The sequence below is a fragment of the Arthrobacter sp. 1088 genome (assembly GCF_031455315.1).
GTDB lineage: Bacteria > Actinomycetota > Actinomycetes > Actinomycetales > Micrococcaceae > Arthrobacter.
Genome location: NZ_JAVDSM010000004.1, coordinates 141,361 through 163,729 on the forward strand (window position 1 = coordinate 141,361; position 22,369 = coordinate 163,729).

Below are 22,369 nucleotides of genomic sequence, written 5' to 3' on the forward strand. Positions count from 1 at the left end.
AGAGGACCGGTCAGATCAGTGCAGGATGTGAGAGAGGACCGGTCAGATTGGTGGTGGATGTGAGAGAGGGACGGTCAGATTGGGGGTGGATGTGAGAGAGGGACGGTCAGATTGGGGGTGGATGTGAGAGAGGGCCGGTCAAATTGGTGGTGGATGTGAGCGAGGATCAGTGGACCAGTTCCTCGGAGCCGGCCGTGCGGCGGTCGCTCCGGTTCAGTTTGGCGCCTTCGACGTCCACATCCGGCAGGATGCGCTGCAACCACTTGGGCAGCCACCAGGCCTTCTCGCCAAGCAGGTACATGACGGCGGGAACGATTGTCATGCGGACGACGAACGCATCGATGAGCACACCGAACGCCATCGCGAAGCCCAACGGCCGCACCATGGTGAGGTGGCTGAAAATGAAGCCGGAGAACACACTGACCATGATGATCGCGGCTGCGGTGACGACTGCTGCGGCGTGGCTGAATCCGGTGCGAACAGCGTGTTTGGCGTTCTCACCATGCATAAAGGATTCACGCATGCCCGATGTTATGAACACCTGATAGTCCATCGCGAGGCCAAACAGCACGCCGATCAGGATGATCGGCAGGAAGCTCAGGACGGCGCCCGGGTTGGCGACGTCGAAAATTGCCCCCAACCAGCCCCATTGATAGACGGCCACGACGGCGCCAAATGCGGCGGCCAGTGACAAGAGGAACCCGCCGGTGGCGAGCAGAGGAACCACAATCGAGCGGAAGACGAGCAGCAACAGGATCAGCGAAAGTCCGACGACGATCGCCAAGTACGGCGGCAGTGCAGCCCCGAGCTTTGCGGAGACGTCGATGTTGCCGGCAGTCTGGCCGGTGAGGCCGATGCTGACGTCGAGGTTCTCGCGGATTTGAGTGCCCTTGTCCCGGATATCGGAAACTACCTGGACTGTGCTGGCGCTGGCTGGGCCTTCTTTGGGAATGACCTGGAAGACGGCCGTGCGGCGATCTTCGCTCAGGGCCACAGGCACGGCCGCCGTGACGTTTTCCACGCTACGCAGTTGTTCCGCGACGTCGAACTGCTTGTTCTTGGCATCGGTTTCGCTGAGCCCCTCGGGGAATTCGGCGACGACGACGATCGGTCCGGTGACGCCTTCGCCGAAGCTGCTGCGTGTGAGGTCGTAGGCTTTGAAGGCTTGCGAATCGACTGGCTCGGATCCGCCGTCGGGAAGTGCCAGACGAAGCTGGGAAGCCGGCAGCGCCAGGGCGCCCAACAGCACCACGCTGGCTACAAGGGAAACCCAAGGATGCCGTGTGACCAAGCCGCCCCAGCCGCTGCTGCTGCGCTTCTCTTCCAGGGCCCGGTCCGCGGCTTCGTGGCCCGGCTCGGCATTGTGCTTGGCGGCTTTGGCCCATGCTCGCTTGGAGATGAGCTTGGGGCCGATCAAAGCCAGAACGGCGGGCGTCAAGGTCAAAGCAACGACGACGGCGACGGCAACTGTCGCTGCGGCGGCAACACCCATGACAGCCAGGAAGGGCAGCCCCGGGACCACGAGTGCCGCCAGCGCGATGATGACGGTGAGACCCGCGAACAGTACGGCGTTGCCTGATGTTCCGGTGGCGAGGGCTGCGGATTCCTCGCCGTCCATTCCGGCGAGGAGCTGGTTGCGGTGGCGGTTAACGATGAACAGGGAGTAGTCGATGCCGACTGCAAGCCCGAGCATCAGGGCAAGCATCGGGGAGATGGAGCTCATGTTGATCACGCCGGTTAGCGCGAATGTTCCGCCGACGCCCACAGCCACTCCGATGAGGGCCATGACGAGGGGCAGGCCGGCTGCGATGAGCGTGCCCAGCATGAGGATCAGAACGAGGGCTGCCACTGCGACACCGACGATCTCCGCCACTCCGAAGATCTGTGAGACGTCCTCGGTGATTTCCTTGCTGGCGTATGCCGTGACACCGGCCGAGGAGACGCCCTGAACAATGTCCTGAACCTGCTTGCGGACGGCGGGATTAACGGCATTGATGGAGGTCTTGAATTGGACCTGGGCGATGGCGGCCTTGTTGTCAGTGGACACGAAGCGCATCCCTTGGGAGGCCTCCAGCTGGCGCTTTCCCAAGGCCAACGCGGTGGCTCCGTCCGCTGCTTCCTTGGCACCGGCGTCGAGCTTTGCTTTGTTGGCGGCGAGTTCGGCACGCTGAGGCGCAAGTTGGGCCTCGATTTGTGCCGGCGTGAGGCCTGTTGCGGTCATCTGCTGTTCCGCACCGGCAAGCTGGGCTTCGCCCGCTTCCAGCTGGGCACGGGCTGCGTCCAGCTGGGTCTTGCCTTCGGCAGCCTTCGCTTCGCCATCGGCGATTTCGGCCGCGGCTTTGTCCAGCTGCTCCTGCGTGGTGAACGGATTCACGGTTCCCTGCACGTCCGGCATGGCTTCAAGCTTGGTGAGCGCAGTGGCGACGGCGTCCTTCTTGGCTTGGTCAAAACCGGAGTCGCCGGCGTCGAAGGCCACGCTCGCCGAGCCGCCGGACGCGTCGGGCAGGGCTTCTTTGAGTTTGTCGGCCATCCTCTGCGTTTCCGTGCCGGGGATGCTGAAGTTGTTGGACATGGTGCCGTGGAACGCGGCGGCCGAACCTCCCACGGCCAGGAGGACCGCCAGCCACAGCGAGATGACCAGCCAGCGGCGGCGGTAGGAAAACTTGCCGAGACGGTAGAGGAACGAGGCCATGTCAGAACCGATCTGTGGAGGAGGAGGATGATGCTTGTGCAGCTGACGCCGCTTGCGGAGTGGCTTCCGACGACGGCGCGAAGCCGGCTCCCAGCAGGCCCATGGCGTCGATGAGGTACTGGCGCAGAACCGCCAGCGATTCGGCCGATAGGTCAGGACCACGTTCGGCGAACCAAACTGTCATGGCTGCCTTGCCGCACGAGATGACGGATCCGGCCAGGGCATGCAGGTAGAGCTCGCTGGTGTCCGGGCCAAGCCTGCCGCGGGCGGCGTCGATAATCTGCCCCGTGCAGTACTCCCATGCTTCGAGTTCGGAACGGGCCAGGGAACGGTTCTCGTGGGTGAGGCTGAAGAGTTCGGCCATGGGTGCTACGGACATGGGGTCAGCGAGGGCCATCAGCGCGGCCTGTGCGGATTCGAGGATCGACTCGTCCGCTGGCCTAAGGCGGAATTGCTCGAGGGCGCGATCCATGAAGCCGTCGGCCACGGACGCGAGGGCAGCCTCGAGGCTCGAAAAGTAGTTGAAGAACGTGCGCCGCGAAACGCCAGCGCTGGCAGTGATGTCCTCCACCGTGAAATTGCCCGGGCCGTTGGTGCGCAAAAGGTCAAGGGCTGCGGTGGTGATGGAGGCCCGGGTTGCCGCCTTGTTGAGCTCGCGCCGTGAAGGTCCGGAGGGTTCGGCCGATTCCACGATGCCCGGCTCGCTGCTGATTGAAGCCACATACTTACACTAAGTGCAAGTTTGCACTCTGCGCAATATTTAATCGGGCCTGCCGGTCTTTACTAAAAATTGTCGTACCCCTTTGGGAGAGTTGAGGCATGGACAAGATGCAGGAGCAGCGCGGGAGTACAGTCGCGGCGCTCCCGCCTGTTCACCCGGGCAACACTGTCCGGGCAGGCACGATTGCAAGTGACCTGATTGACCAACTGCGTGTGTTGGAGGACATGAAGTCCGCCATCTCCGGTCTGCAGGCCAGGATTGCTGTGGCCTTTGATCTGGCCCAGCGTCAGGCGCAGGCGGAGTCCGGCGTTCCCGCCTCGGAGCAGGGCAAGGGAGTGGCCGCGCAGGTGGCGTTGGCCAGGCGGGAGTCGCCGAACCGAGGATCCCGGTTGCTGGGCCTGGCAAAGGCTTTGCTGATTGAGATGCCACGCACCCTGGCTGCGGTGGAGGCTGGCCAGCTCAACGAGTGGCGGGCGACGCTGCTGGTAAAGGAAACAGCCTGCCTCTCCTCGGAAGACCGCTGCGCGGTCGACGAAGAACTCGCCGCCGACACCGGAACCTTCGACTGCGCCGGAGACCGCGCCATCATCGCTGCAGTCAAAGCAGCCGCTTACCGCCGTGACCCCCGTTCCGTCACCCAGCGCGCAGCCCGCGCAGCCACGGAGCGGCACGTCAGCCTGCGCCCTGCACCGGATACGATGACCTACCTCACCGCACTGCTGCCCGTAGCCCAAGGCGTTGCAGCTTACGCAGCCCTCAGCCAATCCGCTGACGCTGCCAAATCCAGCGGAGATGACCGCTCCCGTGGGCAAGTCATGGCCGATACTTTGGTTGATCGGCTTACCGGTACCGCTGGCGGCATTTCCAAGGTGGAGGTCCAGCTCATTATGACCGACCGCACTCTCTTCCAAGGCGACACTGAGCCTGCACGGCTCAAGGGATACGGGATTGTTCCTGCCGGCTGGGCGCGGTCACTCATCGAAGCAGGTGAGGGCGTGGCTACGGCCAGCGGGCAGGACCCTCGCGGGCAGACTTCTCAAGAACCGGGCATTGACGTGTGGCTTCGCAGGCTGTTCACAGCACCTGGTACCGGTGAACTTGTGTCGACGGACTCAAAGGCGCGCCTCTTCCCTGTCGGAATGCGGCGCTTCATCGAAGCAAGGGACAATACCTGCCGAACACCATATTGTGACGCGCCCATTCGGCATATCGACCACATCGTTCCGTGGCAAAATCGTGGACCAACCGATCTGGCCAACGGGGCTGGACTCTGCGAGCAGTGCAACCACACCAAGGAAAACCCCGGCTGGACGGCAAAGCCGCTGGCGGGGAAGTCCGGCGTGCACACACTGGAAATCATTACGCCTACCGGGCACAGGTACCGGTCCAAGGCCCCGCCCCTGCCGGGGACGCACGCCCTGCCGGGGACGCACGGGAACGGCGTTGGCAGTAAGGATCCCGAACAAGGTTGAGTCAGGGTCAGAACTGGTGCGGAGGTGTGGGCTGCTGCTGCGGGGGAGCCGGGGGAGTGTTCTGCTGCGGCTGGGCGGCCTGTTGGCCTGCGTTCTTTGTCAGGTACACCGACTGTCCCGTGGCGCCGGGCTCGCCCTCGCCGAGCGGAAGTACGTAGACGGCCGTGCCATAGGCGCAGACTTCCGTCCAGTTGGTCCCCATTTCGGAGGTGTCGAAGCGCATGGCGACAATTGCGTTGGCGCCGCGCTGTTGTGCTTCGTTGACCATGCGGGCCATGACTTCCTGTCGGCTTTCGTAGAGCGCCCTGGTCATTTCAGGCAGCTCCCCGCCACCGAGGGAGCGGAAGCCAGCAAGCATCTGCGAGCCAATATCGCGCGAGCGGACGGTCAGGCCCATGACTTCGCCGAAGACGGCATCAATGCGGTGGCCGGGTATCTCATTGGAGGTGACGATCAACATGGACCCGAGCCTACCCAGAATTTCACCCTTAAACGGACAAATCCCCCGGGGATTCCCGGGGGATTTGTCTGTGAGGCGGTGATGAACCGGCCAGAGCTAGGATCAGGCCTTTGAGTCGGCCAGTTCGCGCGCCTCTGTTGCGGCAGCAGCGGTGTCATTGGCGAACTCGTCAGCGAACGCGGCACCATTGCGGGGCGCGTTGTACAGCGATTCGTCCAGGATGCCCTGGCGCTTGGCGACGATTGCAGGAATGAGCGCCTGGCCTGCCACGTTGACGGCCGTCCGGCCCATGTCCAGGATGGGATCGATCGCCAGCAGGAGTCCGACGCCGGCCAGCGGCAGTCCCAGCGTGGACAGGGTCAGTGTGAGCATGACGACGGCGCCAGTGGTACCTGCTGTAGCAGCGGAACCAAGCACGGAGACCAGGACGATCAGCAGGTACTGGCTGAAGTCCAGGTTGATACCGAAGAACTGGGCCACGAAGATCGCTGCGATGGCGGGGTAGATCGCCGCGCAACCGTCCATTTTGGTGGTGGCACCGAGCGGCACGGCGAACGAAGCATAGCCGGACGGGACGCCAAGGTTACGCTCGGCGACGCGCTGCGTGAGCGGCAGCGTACCGATCGAGGAACGGGAAACGAATGCCAACTGCACGGCCGGCCAAACACCGGAGAAGTACTGCTTGATGGAAAGGCCGTGGACGCGGACCAGAATGGGGTAGAGCACGAAGAGCACAAGTGCCAGGCCAATGTAGATGGCGGCAGTGAACTTGCCCAGGGAGCCGATGGTGTCCCAGCCGTAGATGGCAACTGCGTTACCGATCAGGCCGATAGTGCCCAGCGGAGCGATGCGGATGATCCACCACAGGACCTTCTGGATGACGGCCAGTGCGGAGGCGTTGAAGGTCAGGAACGCTTCTGCCTGCTTGCCGACCTTGAGAGCAGCGATGCCTACGGCGATCGCGACCACCAGGATCTGGAGTACGTTGAAGCTGACGGAGGTGCTGACCGTGGTGGCAGCGTTGGCGCTCTCCGTGACAGTGGAGCTTGCGCCGAGTCCGAGGAAGTTCTTGGGGAACAGTCCGATCAGGAATGCCCACCAGTCACCGGTTTTGCCGGCGTACTCGGCCTTCTGAGTGATCCCGGTAGCTGCACCAGGCTGCAAGAGCACACCCAGGCCGATGCCGATGAGCACAGAAACCAGCGAAGTGATGGCAAACCAGAGCAGCGTGTTCCATGCCAGACGGGCGGCGTTGGAAACCTGGCGAAGGTTCGCGATGGAGCTCACTACCGCGGTGAAGATCAAAGGAACGACGGCGGTCTGCAGCAACGAGACGTAGCTGGAGCCAATCGTTTGAAGAGTTGCGCCGAGCCCGTTCGGGGCGGCCTTGGTGCTGCCGGTGTACTTTGCGACGAGGCCAAGTACGAGGCCAATGATGAGGGCCGCGATGATCTGGACGCCGAAGGATCCTGCCCACTTGGGGAGCCGGAAGCCGGTCTTTCCAGCTGATGGGGAAGTGTTGGTTGAGGTGCTCACGGGAACACGCTAGGTGCACTTCAAATAACATACCTAACGAACGTTTAGAAATGTTACCTAGCTGTGAAGTTATTCCCGAACCCGGTGTGGCGTGCGTCTCGAAGACTCACCCCAGCAACGCCCGCCGCAGTACGTCCAAGCCGACCGAGCCAATATTTAGTGCCTTGCTGTGGAACGATTTCAGGTCAAACCCTTCGCGGGTTTCAAGCTCGGCCCGGATCTGCTCCCAGAGCCGCTGGCCCACCTTGTATGACGGTGCCTGCCCGGGCCACCCGAGGTAGCGGGTGAATTCGAACTGGAGCTGGCCTTCGCTGATGTCGAGGTTGGATTTGAGGAAGCCAAAGCCCTTCTCGGGAGTCCAGGTTCCGGTGCCCCAGCGTTCGGGGACGGGTAGTTCCAGATGGACGCCAATGTCGAACACAACGCGGGCGGCGCGCATGCGTTGCCCGTCCAGCATGCCCATGTGGTCGCCGGGGTCTTTGAGGTAGCCCAGTTCCAGCATGAGCTGCTCAGCGTAGAGTGCCCAACCTTCGCCGTGTCCGGAGACCCAGCAGGCGTTGCGGCGCCAGTTGTTCAGGAGTTCGCGGCGGTAGGTGGCGGTGGCGACCTGCAGGTGGTGGCCGGGAACGCCTTCGTGGTAAACCGTGGTCGTTTCGGACCAGGTCGTGAAGGTGTCTTCGCCGGCGGGAACGGACCACCACATGCGGCCGGGCCGGGAGAAGTCGTCAGACGGGCCGGTGTAGTAGATGCCCCCTTCGTCGGTGGGGGCGATCATGCATTCGAGGGTTTTCATGACATCCGGGATGTCGAAATGGACGTCGGCGAGCTCGGATACTGCGCGGTCCGAGAGCTCCTGCATCCACGCCTTCAGGGCGTCCGTTCCCTTGATCTGGCGGGCCGGATCGTTGTTGAGGATGCTTTTGGCTTCTTCGATGCTGGCGCCGGGCTTGATCTGCGCGGCTACCTTTTCCTGTTCGCTGATGAGCCGTTCCAGCTCCTGGACGCCCCAGGCGTAGGTTTCCTCGAGGTCTACGGCCGCGCCCAGGAACGAACGGGAAGCCAGGGCATACCGTTCCCGTCCCACCGCGTCCTTTTCCGGGGCAACGGGGAGAAGCTCGTCCTGGAGGAAAGTACCCAACGATTCGTAGGCTGATCGCGCCGCGGAGGCTCCGGCGTCGAGCTTGGACTGAAGGTCAGCCGGAAGCGGCGAACCAGCCAGCGTGGCTCCGGCCGCCATCTTGGCGAAGAAGCCGTCCTTGGCGGCGTACCGGCCGGTTTGCTCGATGACAATCCGAACCTGGCGGGCGGCGGCTACCTTGCCGTCTTCTTTGGCGGCGCGAAGCGAGGAAATGTAGCCTTCGATTGCGCCGGGAACGTTGGTGGCACGGCCTGCGATGTGCTCCCACTGCTCAACAGTGTCCGTCGGCATGAGGTCGAAGATGGCGCGGATATCCTGCGCGGGCGAGGCGATGTTGTTGAGGTCGGCGGCATCCCAGCCGGTTTCATGGATCTCCAGCTCCAGGCCGAGCCGCTCCCGCATTGCGTCCAGTGTGACGACGTCGGATTCGTCGGTCGGTTCCAAGGCCGCCAGCGATTCCAGCGCCTGCCGGGTGGCCTGCGCATGGGCCTCGGCACCCGCCGGCGAGTAGTCCTGATATTCAGTCTCGTGCCCCGGCAACCCCAGCGTGGTGGCAAAGCTGGGATTGAGTTCGATCAGCTTTTCCGTGTACGCATCAGCAACGGAATCGATGGCGGTCTTGGGTCGTGCAGGCGTGTTTGCAGTAGTCACCCACAGAGCCTAACCGGGAGTCGGCTCACGTGAAAGGGTTGTTGCACTTTTTCCCCCTACCGGGAGAAGCGAAGCTATCCGCGGCTGCGCTTCCAGGCGCCCGGACCCGGCGTGGGGTCAAGGCGCAACTGTTGACGGCGCACCCAATGACGAACATTCGGCTTTGCAGGCGCCGGCGTTTGGGGTACTCCCACGGACGCGACGACGGCGGCAAGCGCCGCGAGCTCTTCGGCCGTGGGTTCTCCCTTGACCACGGAGAACATGGGAGCAACAGGTTCGGGCGCCGCAGCGCTCTCGTGTGCCGGGCTCACAGCGGGATGTTTCCGTGCTTCTTGGTGGGCAGGCTGGCGCGCTTGTCGCGGAGGGCGCGCAGGCCGCGGATGATCTGGAGGCGTGTGTCGGAGGGGGCAATGACTGCGTCCACATAGCCCAGCTGAGCTGCCTGGTAAGGATTGAGGAGCTCTTCCTCATAGCCTTGGATGATCTCGGCACGCTTGGCCTCGACGTCGCCGCCGGCCTCGGCAACCGCTGCGAGGTCGCGACGGTAAAGGATGTTCACCGCGCCCTGTGCGCCCATGACACCGATCTGGGCGGTGGGCCACGCGAGGTTCAGGTCCGCGCCCAGCTTCTTGGAGCCCATCACGATGTATGCGCCACCGTAGGCCTTGCGGGTAATGACGGTGAGCTTGGGCACCGTGGCCTCAGCGTAGGCATAAAGGAGTTTGGCGCCTCGGCGGATGATGCCCTGGAATTCCTGGTCCTTGCCGGGGAGGAAGCCGGGCACATCAACCAACGTGATGATGGGGATGTTGAAAGCGTCGCAGTGCCGAACGAACCGGGCGGCCTTCTCGGACGCGGAGATGTCCAGGGTTCCGGCGAACTGCATGGGCTGGTTCGCAACGATGCCCACCGTGTGGCCTTCGACCCGACCGTAGCCAATGATGACGTTGGGGGCGTAAAGCGACTGCATTTCAAGGAAGTGGGCGTCATCCACGATCTGCTCAATGACCTTGCGCATGTCGTAGGGCTGATTGGCCGAATCCGGGATCAGTCCATCCAGGGCGAGGTCGTCGTCGTCGAGTTCCAATTCCTGGTCGTGTTCTACAACCGGGGCCTCGGAGAGGTTGTTGGAAGGCAGGAAATCCAGGAGCTCGCGGACGAATTCGATCGCGTCGGCTTCGTCGGAGGCAAGGTACGTGGACGTTCCGGTGGTGGCATTGTGCTGGCGGGCACCGCCCAGCGTTTCCATATCCACGTCCTCGCCCGTGACGGTCTTGATGACATCCGGGCCGGTGATGAACATGTGCGAAGTCTTGTCCACCATGACGACGTAGTCGGTCAGGGCGGGGGAGTAGGCAGCGCCGCCGGCGCACGGGCCCATGATGAGCGAGATCTGGGGGACTACGCCGGATGCGTGGACGTTGTTGCGGAAGATATCCGCGAACATGGCAAGGGAAGCCACGCCTTCCTGGATGCGCGCGCCACCGCCGTCGTTGATGCCGACTACCGGGCAGCCATTGCGGAGGGCGAACTCCTGGACCTTGACGATCTTCTCGCCGTTGACCTGGCTCAAGGAGCCGCCGTAGACGCTGAAGTCCTGGCTGTAGATGGCAACGAGGCGCCCGTCTACCGTGCCGTAACCGGAGACGACGCCGTCGCCCAGGGGCTTCTTTTTCTCCATGCCGAAGGCGGTGGAGCGGTGGACGGCCAGGGCGTCGAACTCAACGAAAGATTCGGGATCGACCAGAAGGTCAATGCGTTCGCGGGCGGTGTTCTTACCGCGCGCGTGTTGCTTTTCGATCGCTTCCGGGCCGGAAGGCTGTTCTGCACGGGCCTGGCGGTCGCGGAAGTCTGCAATCTTTCCCGCTGTCGTTGTCAGATCGTGGCTCATCAAGTGTCTCCGGCTCTGTAGCTGATTTTCGCTGGCGCAGTTCTGGTGCAAACAAGTAGCTGACTTAAGTAGCTTCCGTACAAAGAACAGGCCCCGCTGGCCAGTCTAGTGACGCCATTGCCGCGAACCGCTGTAGAAACCCTACAATTTTCAGCGCCCAAGCCAAAGCCGCCAGTATGTTACCCGTCAGTAACATACTTGGGTTAGAGTGTCTCCATGACTCCAAGCAACGATGCTTTCCCAGCTTCCGAAGAGAGTAAGCCGAAGGGCAGCACCCCTTATGTAGCCAGCGGTTCGCTCAAAGGCCGCACCGTCATCATGTCCGGCGGCAGCCGTGGCATCGGATTGGCCATTGCCACCCGCGCGGCCCGCGACGGCGCCAACATCGTACTGATGGCCAAGACCGGGGAACCCCACCCGAAACTTGAGGGGACCGTCTTCACCGCTGCCGATCAACTCGTTGCCGCAGGTGGCCAGGCGCTGCCCCTCGTGGGCGATGTCCGCAATGATGACGACGTCGCCGCAGCCGTGAGTGCCGCCGTCGAGCGCTTTGGGGGAATCGACGTCGTCATCAACAACGCGTCAGCCATCGACCTCTCGCGCACGGACGCGATTGACATGAAGCGCTACGACCTCATGCAGGACATCAACGTCCGGGGAACCTTCCTGCTCTCCAAACTGTCCCTCCCTGCACTGCGGGAATCCGGGAACGGGCACATCCTCACGCTGTCTCCACCGCTGAACCTCGACCCAAAATGGGCCGGGATGCATCTGGCCTACACCATGGCCAAGTATGGAATGAGCCTCACCACCCTGGGGCTCGCCGAAGAGCTTAAGGACGACGGCGTTTCGGTCAACTCGCTCTGGCCTTGCACGCTGATCGATACCGCGGCGATCCGGAACATGCCTGGTGGGCAGCAGATCGTGAAGGCCGCCCGCGGACCGGAGATCATGGCCGATGCTGCCCACGCTGTTCTGACTGGCGCCAACCTTGCCGACGGTGTCACGGGTTCGGGGAACTTCTACACTGACGAAGAAGTCCTCAGGGCTGCTGGCGTGAAGGAGTTTGCGCCATACAGCCTCGGCGCGCCTGAAGACCGTCTGGTGCCGGACATCTTCCTCTAAGCGGATTCCCATGTTTCGGGCAGGTTCTGTGGGCCGCAACTGGATAGGATTCAGCTATGGATGCCGAACAGCCTGCCAGCAGCGAACCCCTCGTCCCCAGGCCCGGGGAAGACCGGCCCTCGTTGGACCGTGAGGCGCTGGACCGTGAGGCATTGCTTGAGCCTGATTTCCTGTCGGCAACCGGCATTTCGCAATTGAATATTGTCGAGTCCACGGGATCCACCAATCAGGATCTCGTTCGCGCCGTAACCGTGGAGCCTAAGAAATGGGCTGATCTCGCCGTCTTGACGGCCGAACACCAGACGGCGGCACGCGGACGGCTGGATAGGCACTGGGAATCTCCGGAGCGCTCTGCCGTTTCAGTGTCAATGGTGCTGCGTCCCGTCACAGCCGAAGGCATGCCCGTGCCGACGCAGAGTTACTCGTGGCTCTCACTGCTCGCCGCCGTTGCCCTGCGCGAAGCCTTGCAGGAAACGGCTGGCGTTACGGCAGAAATCAAGTGGCCTAACGACGTCCTGGTTAATGGACGGAAGATCGCCGGAATCCTGGCCCAAATGACGCCATTGGGTGACGGGTCGGTCCCCGCAGTGATCCTGGGCGTTGGGCTCAACGTCTCGCTGTCACAGGATGAATTGCCGGTACCAACCGCTACATCCTTGGCGTTGGAGGGGGCCACGACGACGGACCGCACCGCGCTGCTGAAGAGCTACCTTTCACGCTTCAGCCGGCTTTACCGCAGCTTCTGCAATTCGGAGGGCGACCCCGCGGCAGGGTTGGCAGGCGGGCCCTCGCTGCATAAGCGCGTTGAGTCGGCAATGGTCACGTTGGGACGCGAGGTACGCGCGCACCTGCCCGGTGATCATGAAGTGGTGGGCCATGCCTCCCGGTTGGACGAGCACGGCTCACTCCTTGTGGTGGACCACGGCGGCCGGGAACATGTTGTGACGGCTGGTGACGTGGTCCATTTGCGGGCTACGGAAAGCGGTTATGCGTAAAGAGTTGCTTCCGGGGGAGCAGGTCATCACCATCACGCGGCAACAGGCCCGCTCGCTGTTCTTGCCAACGCTGGCCTTCATAGTGGTTCCTGCCCTGGCTGCCTACGCGTGTGCGTGGATCATCAAAGGAAATCCGCAACGCCTGGCGCCATTCATTACAGTGGAATGGACGCCTTGGCTTGTCGGTTCCTGTGTGGCCGTGGCAGGGTTCGTGCTGGTGGCCTACAGCCTCAGGCGGGTGTTGAAATGGCGTTCAGTCAGGTTCATCCTGACAAGCCGCCGGATAATTGCCAAGTACGGAATGTTTCGTCGCGGCGACTGGCAGGTGTCGTTGATGGCGGTCCGCAGCGTGGGGGTCCACCAGAACCTGCTGCAGCGGACATTGCACTCAGGGAATATATCCTTGGATACCGGGCCCTCTGGCGAAGCGGTCTTGACGGACGTACCGGAGGTCGGAAAATTCAGGGGCTACATTCTTGACGCCATGGATGAACTGCCCAGTGCTGGAACTTTAGAGGCCAACGGTGGGATTTTTGAGGGTGAAGTCCTGCAGGACGTTGATGGGTTGCCGTGGGAATTGAGAGAAGGTGGAAGAGATGAGCGTTGAGGATCAGCAGTCCGGCGAGGACCTGGACGAGGAGTTCGACGCCGTACCCGAACCTTCAGTGGACGAGGACACGGAACCCGCGCCCGCCCAGGCGCCGGTGACCACCGGCCCGCCGACCGGCGTGATGTCCGCAGAGCGCCTGGCCATCAAAGCGCTTGAGGCGAGGCTGCTTGGGGGCGAACGCAAGCTCCGCCGTCGTGAAGTTGCCGCAGGTGCCGGTGTCTCCATTCTTTCCGCACGGAAGTTGTGGAGGGCTTTGGGCTTCCCCAATTTCGGCGATGACGACGTCGCGTTTACTGAGCGTGACCAAGCAGCATTGTCCACCATCCTTGACCTTGTCCGTGCCGGGATCCTCACTGAGGAAGCGGCGATATCCGTCACCCGATCGATCGGCCAGATGACGGACCGCATGGTGGTGTGGCAGATCGAAGCACTGGTTGAAGACATGGTCCAGGAGCAGGGAATTCCGGATGCCGTGGCCCGCAAACAGCTGGTGGGTCAGCTGCCGGCGCTGGTGGATTCCCTGGAAGAGATCCTGGTGTACTCGTACCGCCGCCAACTCAATGCCGGCGTTCAGCGGCTTGCCGTCCGTGCCGAGGCGGGCTTGCAGGCGAGCGAAGAAGGACGCGAAGGGGACGAAGACGATTCCCCCTTGCCTTTGGCCCGTGCCGTAGGGTTCGCCGATCTCGTCTCCTACACAAGTCTCTCGCGGCGCATGAACGAGAAAACCCTCGCCCAAATGGTCCAGCGCTTCGAGAATAAATGCGCCGAGATCATTTCCGTGGGCGGTGGGCGCCTGGTGAAGACCGTGGGCGACGAAGTTCTCTACATTGCCGAGACCCCGGCGGCTGGCGCGGAAATCTCCCTCGCCTTGGCGCAGGCCTTCACGGAAGACGAGATCCTGCCCCAGGCGCGCGTGTCCATGGTGTGGGGTCGCATTCTGTCCCGACTCGGCGACATCTATGGCCCAACCGTGAACCTTGCTGCGCGGCTGACCACCCTTGCCCAGCCGGGGACGGTCCTGGTTGATGCGATGACCGCTGCCGCGCTCGGGCAGGACGAACGCTTCGTGCTGGTCCCGCAAAAGTCCGAGAATGTCCGTGGTTTCGGCGAGATCCACCCCGTGATGCTCGCGCGCGGCCGCGGCAAGGGCTTGGTGTTGGACTAAACCCTCTCCCACATCCTGTGGGTTTTTGGTGATCGTTCTCTCACGTCGTGTGGGTTTTTGGTGATCGTTCTCTCACGTTGTGCGGGTTTTTGGTGATCGTTCCCTCACGTCGTGTGGGTTTTTGGTGATCGTTCTCTCACGTTGTGCGGGTTTTTGGTGATCGTTCTCTCACGTCGTGCGCTGAGCGTGGGATTGTCGCTGCACGATGAGGCCCGACGTCGGCACTTACCGTGGGTGCCCGGCGTCGAGCTACTGCTGCGCCGCCTTCCCCCGAAGAGGACACGATGTGAGCGAGCATCGGGCGGAAGCGGGTGGGATGTGAGCGAGCATCGGGCAGAAGAGGACACGATGTGAGCGAGCATCGGGCAGAAGCGGGTGGGATGTGAGCGAGCATCGGGCAGAAGCGGGTGGGATGTGAGCGAGCATCGGGCAGAAGCGGGTGGGATGTGAGCGAGCATCGGGTGGATTTCACAAATCGATGGAGTAACCTAGAATTCTGAAGAGCGGTCGAGGGGAGTTCTCCCCATCGCCGCGTCCCGGGGAAGGCCATAGGCTGTCAAAGCCAATGGAGAGTCCAATCTCGGGTTCCCTTGGCTCCTCGTCCGGTGCGTGGGATAGTCTTAGGGACTGAAAATTCCGCCGCCGTATGGGGGTACTGCGGAATGCAAGGCTGCCGGCACATGCCGGTTGGTCTGGACGCCGCCTGGGGGCGGCTGTACAACAAGGGAATTTTGGGGCTGTGACATCTTTCTTCGGCAAGCTGGGGCTGAAAAAGCGTCGAAACAGGAAACTCGTATCTGCAACTGCCGTGACTGCGGCCGGTGCCTTGCTGGTAGCGGGCGCAGTCCTCTATCCGGGGTTCAAGACGGCTGAGGTCGATTTGAACGATGGCGGCGTGTGGGTTGTGAGCAAGACCAAGAACGCCGTGGGACGGTTGAATTATCCCTCCCGGGTTCTTGATGGAGCCGTGACACCGGCCACCACCACCTTCGATGTCCTGCAGCATGACGGCAATGTTTTTGTGGACGATGAGTCCGGCTCCACCATCAACCAGGTCTCTGCGGCGAACCTGAAGCTGGGCGGCGACAAACAACTGCCCTCGTCCTCGCAAGTCAGCTACGGTTCCAGCGTCCTCTCAGTCACGGACCCCGCCCGTGGAAAAGTGTGGGCGCTTTCGCCATCCACCGTGAACGGCTTCGACGAAGAATCCACCGAACCCGTCCTCACTGGCTCGCAGAACATGGTGTCGGCCGTCGGACAGGACAACCGCATTTACACGGCGGACCCGGGCAAGGGCGAAATCACCATCACCACCGTGGACGCCAACGGCGAACGGACTGCCTCGGACGTAACCAAGGTGGACGAGCTCAAGGGCGCCGGTGACCTGCAGATTGCTGTTGTGGGCGACAAACCAGTGGTGCTCGATGCCGCGTCCGGAAACCTCTTCCTTCCCGGTGGCCGCAAGCTCCAGCTGCAGGACGCCCGGGAAGCCAAGCTCCAGCAGAGCAGCGAAGACAGCGGCTATGTGGCCATCGCTACGCGCAAAGCCGTCCTGAAGCAGCCTTTGGACGGGTCCACGGCAGCCACCGTCAACGTGGACGGTGAGGGAGTTCCCGCCGCGCCAGTGCAGGTCAGCAAATGTGTCCACGCAGCGTGGGCAGGGGCCAACAAATATGTCCGCGATTGCGATAACGATGCAGACGATAAGAAAAACGACGTACCCAAGGCCAGCGCCTCGCCCAGCTATGTCTTCCGCGTGAACCGGGACCTCGTGGTCCTCAACGACATCAACTCCGGCAGTGTGTGGCTGGTCAACCAGAACATGCAGCTCGTGAACAACTGGGACGATGTTGTCCCGCCAAAGAACCAATCCGATGACCAGGACCAGGAATCCGCGGACAACAACACCATCAACGTCCTCCCGGACCGTACCAAGCCGAACCGTCCGCCCGAGACCAAACCGGATGAGTTCGGCGTACGTCCCGGCCGTACTTCCGTCCTGGGCGTCCTGGACAACGATTCGGATCCCGACGGCGATGTCCTCACCGCCTCGGTTGGCGCCAACGGCCCCAAGTCGGGTGCGCTGGAGAGCATTTACGGCGGCTCAGCGTTCCAGATCAAGGTCCCTCCCACCGCGAAGCCTGGCACGGAGGTATTCGACTACAACGCCTCGGATGGCCGGGGTTTGTCTGCCGGGGGCAAAGTCACGCTGCATGTGGTTGCCCCGGAAGAGAACAAGCCTCCACTGTTCAAGCGTGCCGAGCCCACCACGATGCTCGTGGAGCAGGGCAAATCCGTTAGCCAAAACATCCTTACGGACTGGATGGACCCCGACGGCGATGACCTCGTCCTGCTGGACGCCAAGGCTGACAATGACCAGGACCAGGTCAAGGTCCGCCGGGATGGGTTGCTCACGTACCAGGATTCCGGCGCTGCGCCCGGAAAAAAGAACGTCACCATCACCGTCTGGGATGGCCGCGCCACCATCACAGGCCGGGTGGTTGTGAACGTGCAGCCGCCGGGAGCCTTGGCGCCGGTGGTAAACGCGGACCACGTCACAGCGGTGGTGGGCCAGGACCTGGTCATTTCCCCGTTGAAGAACGACGTTGACCCCAACGGTGGCGCCTTGCGCGTGGCCCATGTTGAGGCTGCCGGCCCGGCAGAGCTGGGCCCGGTCACCGACGGCGGGACCTTCACGTTCCGCAGCAACACCCCCGGTCCCGTGTATTTGAGTTACATCGCCAGCAACGGACCACAAAGCAGCCAGGGCTTGATCCGCGTGGATGTGGAGTCCGGGAAGGACGCCGGGGCCCCGGTTGCCGTCCACGACGTCGCCCTGCTGCCTGTGGGTGGAAGCGTGTTGGTTGATCCGCTGGCCAACGACTCCGATCCTTCCGGCGGGGTCCTCGTCCTCCAGTCGGTTACGGTTCCCGACGGCTCCTCGGCATCGGTCAGTGTGATCGACCATAGCGTCCTTCGCATCACCGACGTCCTCGGGGCCAAGGAACCTTTTGTGTTCAGCTACACCATGTCCAACGGCCGCGCCTCGGCCACCGGAACGGTGGGTGTGGTCCCAGTGCCGGCCCCCGCCGTCGTCGAGGCTCCCCAGCCGAAACCTGACGAGGTGAACGTACGCGTCAACGACGTCGTCACCATTCCTGTCCTGGACAACGACACACATCCGCAGGGCGAAAAGCTCTCTGTTGATCCTGTGTTGGCCCAGCCCGTTGCCGAAGAAGACGGCAAGGCGTTCGTTTCCGAAGACACGCTCCGCTTCATCGCTGGTCCTGTCCCCAAGACGGTGCGCGCCATCTACAACGCCGTGGATCCGCAGGGGCAGAAAAGCGCCGCTGCAGTGACCATCCATATCCTCCCGTTGGAAGGCGCCCAGAATTCGCGGCCACAGCCCAAGAACCTAACGGCGCGCGTAGTGGCGGGCGGCAGCGTCCGCATTCCGGTTCCGTTGGATGGCATAGACCCCGACGGCGACTCGGTCCAGCTCACCGGCATCGACAGCACACCCAGCATGGGAACCGCGACGGCGGGAAGCAACTTCATCGATTTCGTCGGCGCAGGCGACGGCGCAGGTACCGATACGTTCCGATACAAGGTGATTGACCGCCAGGGAGCCGTCAACACGGGAACTGTCACTGTCGGGGTTGCGCCGCGCGGTGAAGACAACCAGAAGCCGGCTCCGGTGGATGACGAAGTCAAGGTCCGTCCGGGCCGGCAGATTGCCGTGGATGCTACTGCCAACGACACTGATCCGGATGGTGACCTGATCCGGATCGTGGCCGATGGTATTGAAGCTGACGCCGGCTTGGATGCCCATGTGAGCAAGACCAGTGGGCGCATCCTTATTACGGCGCCTGCTGCCGAAGGCACGGTGAACGTCCGCTACTCTGTGGCCGACGACCGCGACGCCGTGGGCCAGGCCAGCATCAGGGTCATCGTCAAGAACGATATCCCCCTGCAGGCCCCGATTGCCCGCGACGACCGCGTGACATCGGCCCAGACTCTCGGGAAGACGGCCGTGGACGTGCCCGTCCTGAAGAATGACGAAGACCCTGATGGTGTGGGGGAGAATCTCAAAATCAGTACCGGATTGGAGACGGCCCGGCCCGGGTCTGAGGGCAACGTCATCGTTGACCTCACGGAGCAGCCGCAACTGGTTCCCTACACGGTGGAGGACGTGGACGGACAGAAGTCCACGGCCATCATCTGGGTGCCGGGCATCGGCCAGCAGGTTCCCACCTTGGCCAAGGATGAGGTGGTGGAGCTGGTATCGGGCCAGTCCGTCACCGTAAATTTGGCCGACTGGGTCAAGGTCCGTGATGGACGTTCCCCCCGGCTCACCCAGGCAGACCGCATCAAGCTGATCGGCGCCGATGGCAGCGACCCCATTGCCAACGGTGGTACTGCGATCAAGTACACGGCAGGCGCAGAATACGTGGGCCCTGGATCCATCAGCTTTGAAGTCACGGATGGAACCGGCCCTGACGATCCCAACGGCTTGAAGTCCACGCTCAGCATCCGTACCAAGGTGCTCCCGGACCCCAACAAGAACAATCCGCCCACCCTGCTTGGCAGCCAGGTTGAGGTTCCCAAGGGGGACTCGGCGAGCCTGGACCTGGCGAAGCTGACCTCGGATCCTGATGCCGACGACGTCCAGAACATGAGCTACGAACTGGTGGGCGCGGCACCCGGCGGTTTCCGGGTGAACGTAGATGGCAAGACACTCAAGGTGTCCGCCGAAGATTCAGTGCAGATCGGCCAGGGCGGCACAGTCCAGGTGAAAGCCAAGGACCGCCGCGGACTGGAAGCCCTTGCTACGTACAAGCTCTCCCTGTCTGCATCCAACCGCCCTAAACCCGTTGCCAATGATGACGTGGAACCTGATGCCCAATCGGGCAAGCCGGTCACAGTCAATGCGCTGGCGAACGATTCCAACCCATTCCCGGATACGCCGCTGAAGATCGTCTCCGCCGTGACGGAAACCGGCCAGGGGACGGCGGATTCCAGTGGTGGCAACGTGACGGTGACGCCCGCAACGGGCTTCACCGGAACACTGGTTGTGGCATACACGGTGCAGGACAAGACCGGGGAGCTCTCGCGGTACTCCACGGCACGCATCCGGCTCACGGTGAAGGATAAGCCGGCTGCTCCCACGACTCCGCTTGCGCAGAGTGTCGGCGACCAGACAGCCTTGCTGACCTGGAATGCCCCTGCCGACCGTGGTTCGCCCATCACAAAGTACACGGTGTACGGCGAAGGTGGCTTCAAACAGGACTGCCCTGCCAACACCTGCACCCTGACGGGCCTGACCAACAACGTGAAGTACCACTTCGCAGTGACGGCCACCAACGCCATCAATGAGTCCGATCGCTCGCCAGTGTCCGCGGAGGTTCGACCCGACGTCAAACCGGACACCCCCGTGGCGCCCACGCTCAAGTTCGGGGACAAGCAGTTGTCCGTAGCCTGGGTCCCGCCTGCCAGCAAGGGCTCGCCCATCAAGTCATACGATCTTGAGATCTCCCCGGCTCCTGCGGGCCAGAATCCCCAGATCCAGAACCTCACCGGCGCAAGCTACGTCTGGAAAGGCCTGACGAACGGCGTTGCTTACAAGGTCCGTGTCCTGGCCAGGAACGACGCCAAAGAACCCTCGGAGTGGAGTCCCTACTCCGCCGCGGAAACTCCGGCAGGGGTACCGGCAACACCGGCTGCTCCCTCTGTGTCCGGCGCCGGATCAGTTGGCAGCCAGAGCCAGTTGAAGGTCAGCTGGGCAGCTCCCAACAACAATGGCGACCCCGTCTCTGCCTACACGCTGACCACCTACCGGGGTGGCGCCGTCGTGGGTTCCCAATCCGTAGCCGCCACATCGCAGAATGTCACCGTGGCAAACGCGGAAGCTGACTACACCTTCACGGTTTCGGCTACCAACAAGGCCGGCGTCAGCGGAGTCAGCCAGCAGTCGGCTGCTATCCGCGCGGCGGGCAAGCCAGGCACGGTAGGAAGCGGTTCGGTCACTGCAACCGGCACCAGCGGACAGCTACGGGTGACGTTTACCCCGCTGACCGCCGCGGAACGCAACGGTTCGCAGGACAACGAAATCACCTACCGCTGGCAGACCGCCTACGGTTCGGGCCCGATTGGCCGCGGCGGCGGAGACATCGGCGGCCAACCAAACGGCGACAACGTGGTGGTCAACATCATTGCCACTTCAGTGAAGAACGGCATGTCCGGTGATGCCAAGGCAATCGGGACCGGGAACCCCTATGGGCCTCCGAACGCGCCGAATGTCAACGGTGGAAAGTCGGCCAAGGGCGATGGCCAGGTGCACTGGACGTGGAACAACCCATCCATGAACGGCCGGCCTTTGGATCACTACGAGGTGAGCCTGGACGGTGGCGGCTGGAGCGGCGTGGGTAAGGCCACGAGCTTTGATGCCTCCGGTGGTGGATGGAACAACACACGCAACCTGAAGGTCAGGGCAGTGACTGTCGTGGCCGGTCCGGCCGGCAGTGCCAACTCCACCAGCGGCGACGACCCCACCCCACCACCGCCGGCTTCACAGATCCAGGTGGACGCCAGCAGTGTCCGCACGTGCCCGGGTAAGCCCAGTCTGCCTGACTCGTACACTCCGGGCAGCCCTGCCAGTTGCGGCGTCGGCTGGGTGGAGCGCTCCTGGGGCAAGATCACCATCAATTGCACCAAAGACATTTACGGCAACGGCACCCCCTGGTACCGGCTCCAAGGCACTGCCAAGGACGGCTGGTTCGTCAAGTCCACCACGGTGGATCTCTACGGACCCCGGCCCGGCGGTTGCTGAATTGCCACCACACGTCATCCCAACCCGTCATACCCAGATAAGGAATGAACCCCATGACCATGACAAACGAGCAGGCCGCGTGGTTTGCAGAAACGTTCGAGAAGCTCGTTGCCAACGTGGGCCAGGCCGTTCTGGGCAAGGATCATGTGATCCGCCTCACCTTTACGGCGATGCTGGCTGAAGGCCACGTCCTGTTCGAAGATGCCCCTGGCACTGGCAAGACCTCGCTTGCCCGTGCCTTGGCCGCGACAGTCCAGGGTTCCCACAACCGCATCCAGTTCACTCCCGACCTCCTGCCTTCGGACGTCACGGGTGTGACCATCTATGACCAGAAGACCCAGAAATTCGAGTTCCACAAGGGCCCGGTCTTCAACAACATTGTCCTGGCCGATGAAATCAACCGTGCCTCGCCGAAGACCCAGTCGGCGTTGCTGGAGGTCATGGAAGAATCCCGCGTCACCGTGGATGGCACCACGTACGAGGCAGGCCGTCCGTTCATGGTCCTGGCTACGCAGAACCCGATTGAACAGGCCGGTACGTACCGCCTGCCCGAAGCGCAGCTGGACCGGTTCCTGATCAAGACGTCCATAGGCTACCCGGACCACGCTTCCACCGTGAGGCTCCTGGGAGGGGCCAACTTGAAGGACCGTTCCAAGGACCTCACTCCCATCATCACCACCCAGGCCGTGGCTGACATGGCGGACCTCGCCGCCACCACCCATGTGGACACTGCAGTGCTGGAATACATTTCTCGGCTCTGCGAAGAGACACGCAACGCTTCCGAGACCCGCCTTGGCGTCTCCGTCCGTGGTGCTTTGGCCATGGTTCGCGCGGCGAAGGTTTGGGCCGCCGGGCAGGGACGCAACTTTGTTCTTCCAGACGACATCAAGGAACTTGCTCCCGTGGTCTGGACTCACCGTTTGGTGATGGATCCCGAGGCTGAATTCTCCGGTGCGACGCCGGAGGTGGTCCTCGCGCGTGTCCTGGCCGAGGTCGCGGCCCCGCAGCAACGCGCGAGCGCATAGGGCTGTGCGGACGCTTAGCAAAGTAGCCGGTGCCTGGCAGCGCAAACCAGGCATCCAGA

The 22,369-nt window shown here is 62.7% G+C and carries 14 protein-coding genes; 7 read left to right on the forward strand and 7 right to left on the reverse strand.

The window, feature by feature from the left end:
* Positions 1-166: 166 nt before the first annotated feature.
* Both J2Y41_RS07470 and J2Y41_RS07475 read right to left on the reverse strand, forming a co-directional pair.
* Positions 167-2,692 carry an MMPL family transporter gene (locus J2Y41_RS07470; RefSeq protein ID WP_309927640.1) on the reverse strand — a complete coding sequence of 842 codons (2,526 nt, stop codon included), beginning with the start codon at positions 2,690-2,692 and terminating at the stop codon, positions 167-169.
* A gap of 1 nt (position 2,693) precedes the next feature.
* Entirely contained in the window at positions 2,694-3,386 is a 693-nt protein-coding gene (locus J2Y41_RS07475; protein WP_309928024.1) for a TetR/AcrR family transcriptional regulator, read from the reverse strand.
* 125 nt (positions 3,387-3,511) lie between these two features.
* Here J2Y41_RS07475 and J2Y41_RS07480 point away from each other — a divergent pair, with 125 nt between their 5' ends.
* Positions 3,512-4,885: a DUF222 domain-containing protein gene (locus J2Y41_RS07480; protein ID WP_396133488.1), complete on the forward strand. Its 1,374-nt coding sequence runs from the start codon at positions 3,512-3,514 to the stop codon at positions 4,883-4,885.
* 7 nt (positions 4,886-4,892) lie between these two features.
* Here the strand turns inward: J2Y41_RS07480 and J2Y41_RS07485 are convergent, their stop codons facing one another.
* The 5 genes from J2Y41_RS07485 to J2Y41_RS07505 form a co-directional block, all read right to left on the reverse strand.
* Positions 4,893-5,345, reverse strand: coding sequence for a YbjQ family protein (locus tag J2Y41_RS07485; protein ID WP_224166887.1), 453 nt, complete (start codon positions 5,343-5,345; stop codon positions 4,893-4,895).
* Between the two features lie 102 nt (positions 5,346-5,447).
* Positions 5,448-6,881 (reverse strand): dicarboxylate/amino acid:cation symporter, encoded by a 1,434-nt coding sequence (locus J2Y41_RS07490; protein ID WP_309927644.1) that lies wholly within the window; start codon positions 6,879-6,881, stop codon positions 5,448-5,450.
* A gap of 106 nt (positions 6,882-6,987) precedes the next feature.
* Complete coding sequence (locus J2Y41_RS07495) at positions 6,988-8,670, reverse strand: DUF885 domain-containing protein (RefSeq protein ID WP_309927647.1); 1,683 nt, start codon at positions 8,668-8,670, stop codon at positions 6,988-6,990.
* Between the two features lie 74 nt (positions 8,671-8,744).
* A complete protein-coding gene (locus J2Y41_RS07500; protein WP_309928028.1) occupies positions 8,745-8,933 on the reverse strand; it encodes an acyl-CoA carboxylase epsilon subunit in 189 nt (62 codons plus the stop codon).
* 44 nt (positions 8,934-8,977) lie between these two features.
* Complete coding sequence (locus J2Y41_RS07505) at positions 8,978-10,561, reverse strand: acyl-CoA carboxylase subunit beta (protein WP_216925413.1); 1,584 nt, start codon at positions 10,559-10,561, stop codon at positions 8,978-8,980.
* A 216-nt stretch (positions 10,562-10,777) separates the two neighbouring features.
* On the opposite strand from J2Y41_RS07505, the gene J2Y41_RS07510 reads away from it, so the two are divergent.
* From J2Y41_RS07510 to J2Y41_RS07535, 6 genes are all read left to right on the forward strand, one after another.
* Positions 10,778-11,686, forward strand: coding sequence for an NAD(P)-dependent oxidoreductase (locus J2Y41_RS07510; RefSeq protein ID WP_309927651.1), 909 nt, complete (start codon positions 10,778-10,780; stop codon positions 11,684-11,686).
* A 56-nt stretch (positions 11,687-11,742) separates the two neighbouring features.
* The gene (locus J2Y41_RS07515; RefSeq protein ID WP_309927653.1) at positions 11,743-12,681 is read left to right on the forward strand and encodes a biotin--[acetyl-CoA-carboxylase] ligase; all 939 of its coding nucleotides are present in this window, start codon (positions 11,743-11,745) and stop codon (positions 12,679-12,681) included.
* Entirely contained in the window at positions 12,674-13,288 is a 615-nt protein-coding gene (locus J2Y41_RS07520) for a PH domain-containing protein (protein WP_309927657.1), read from the forward strand. The genes J2Y41_RS07515 and J2Y41_RS07520 overlap by 8 nt, the downstream gene beginning before the upstream one ends.
* A complete protein-coding gene (locus tag J2Y41_RS07525) occupies positions 13,278-14,456 on the forward strand; it encodes an adenylate/guanylate cyclase domain-containing protein (protein ID WP_224091990.1) in 1,179 nt (392 codons plus the stop codon). The genes J2Y41_RS07520 and J2Y41_RS07525 overlap by 11 nt, the downstream gene beginning before the upstream one ends.
* 739 nt (positions 14,457-15,195) lie before the next feature.
* On the forward strand, positions 15,196-21,285 hold the full coding sequence (locus tag J2Y41_RS07530) for an Ig-like domain-containing protein (protein WP_309927662.1): 6,090 nt from the start codon (positions 15,196-15,198) through the stop codon (positions 21,283-21,285).
* A 53-nt stretch (positions 21,286-21,338) separates the two neighbouring features.
* Positions 21,339-22,310, forward strand: a complete 972-nt coding sequence (locus tag J2Y41_RS07535) for a MoxR family ATPase (RefSeq protein WP_224091994.1) — start codon at positions 21,339-21,341, stop codon at positions 22,308-22,310.
* Positions 22,311-22,369 lie beyond the last annotated feature (59 nt).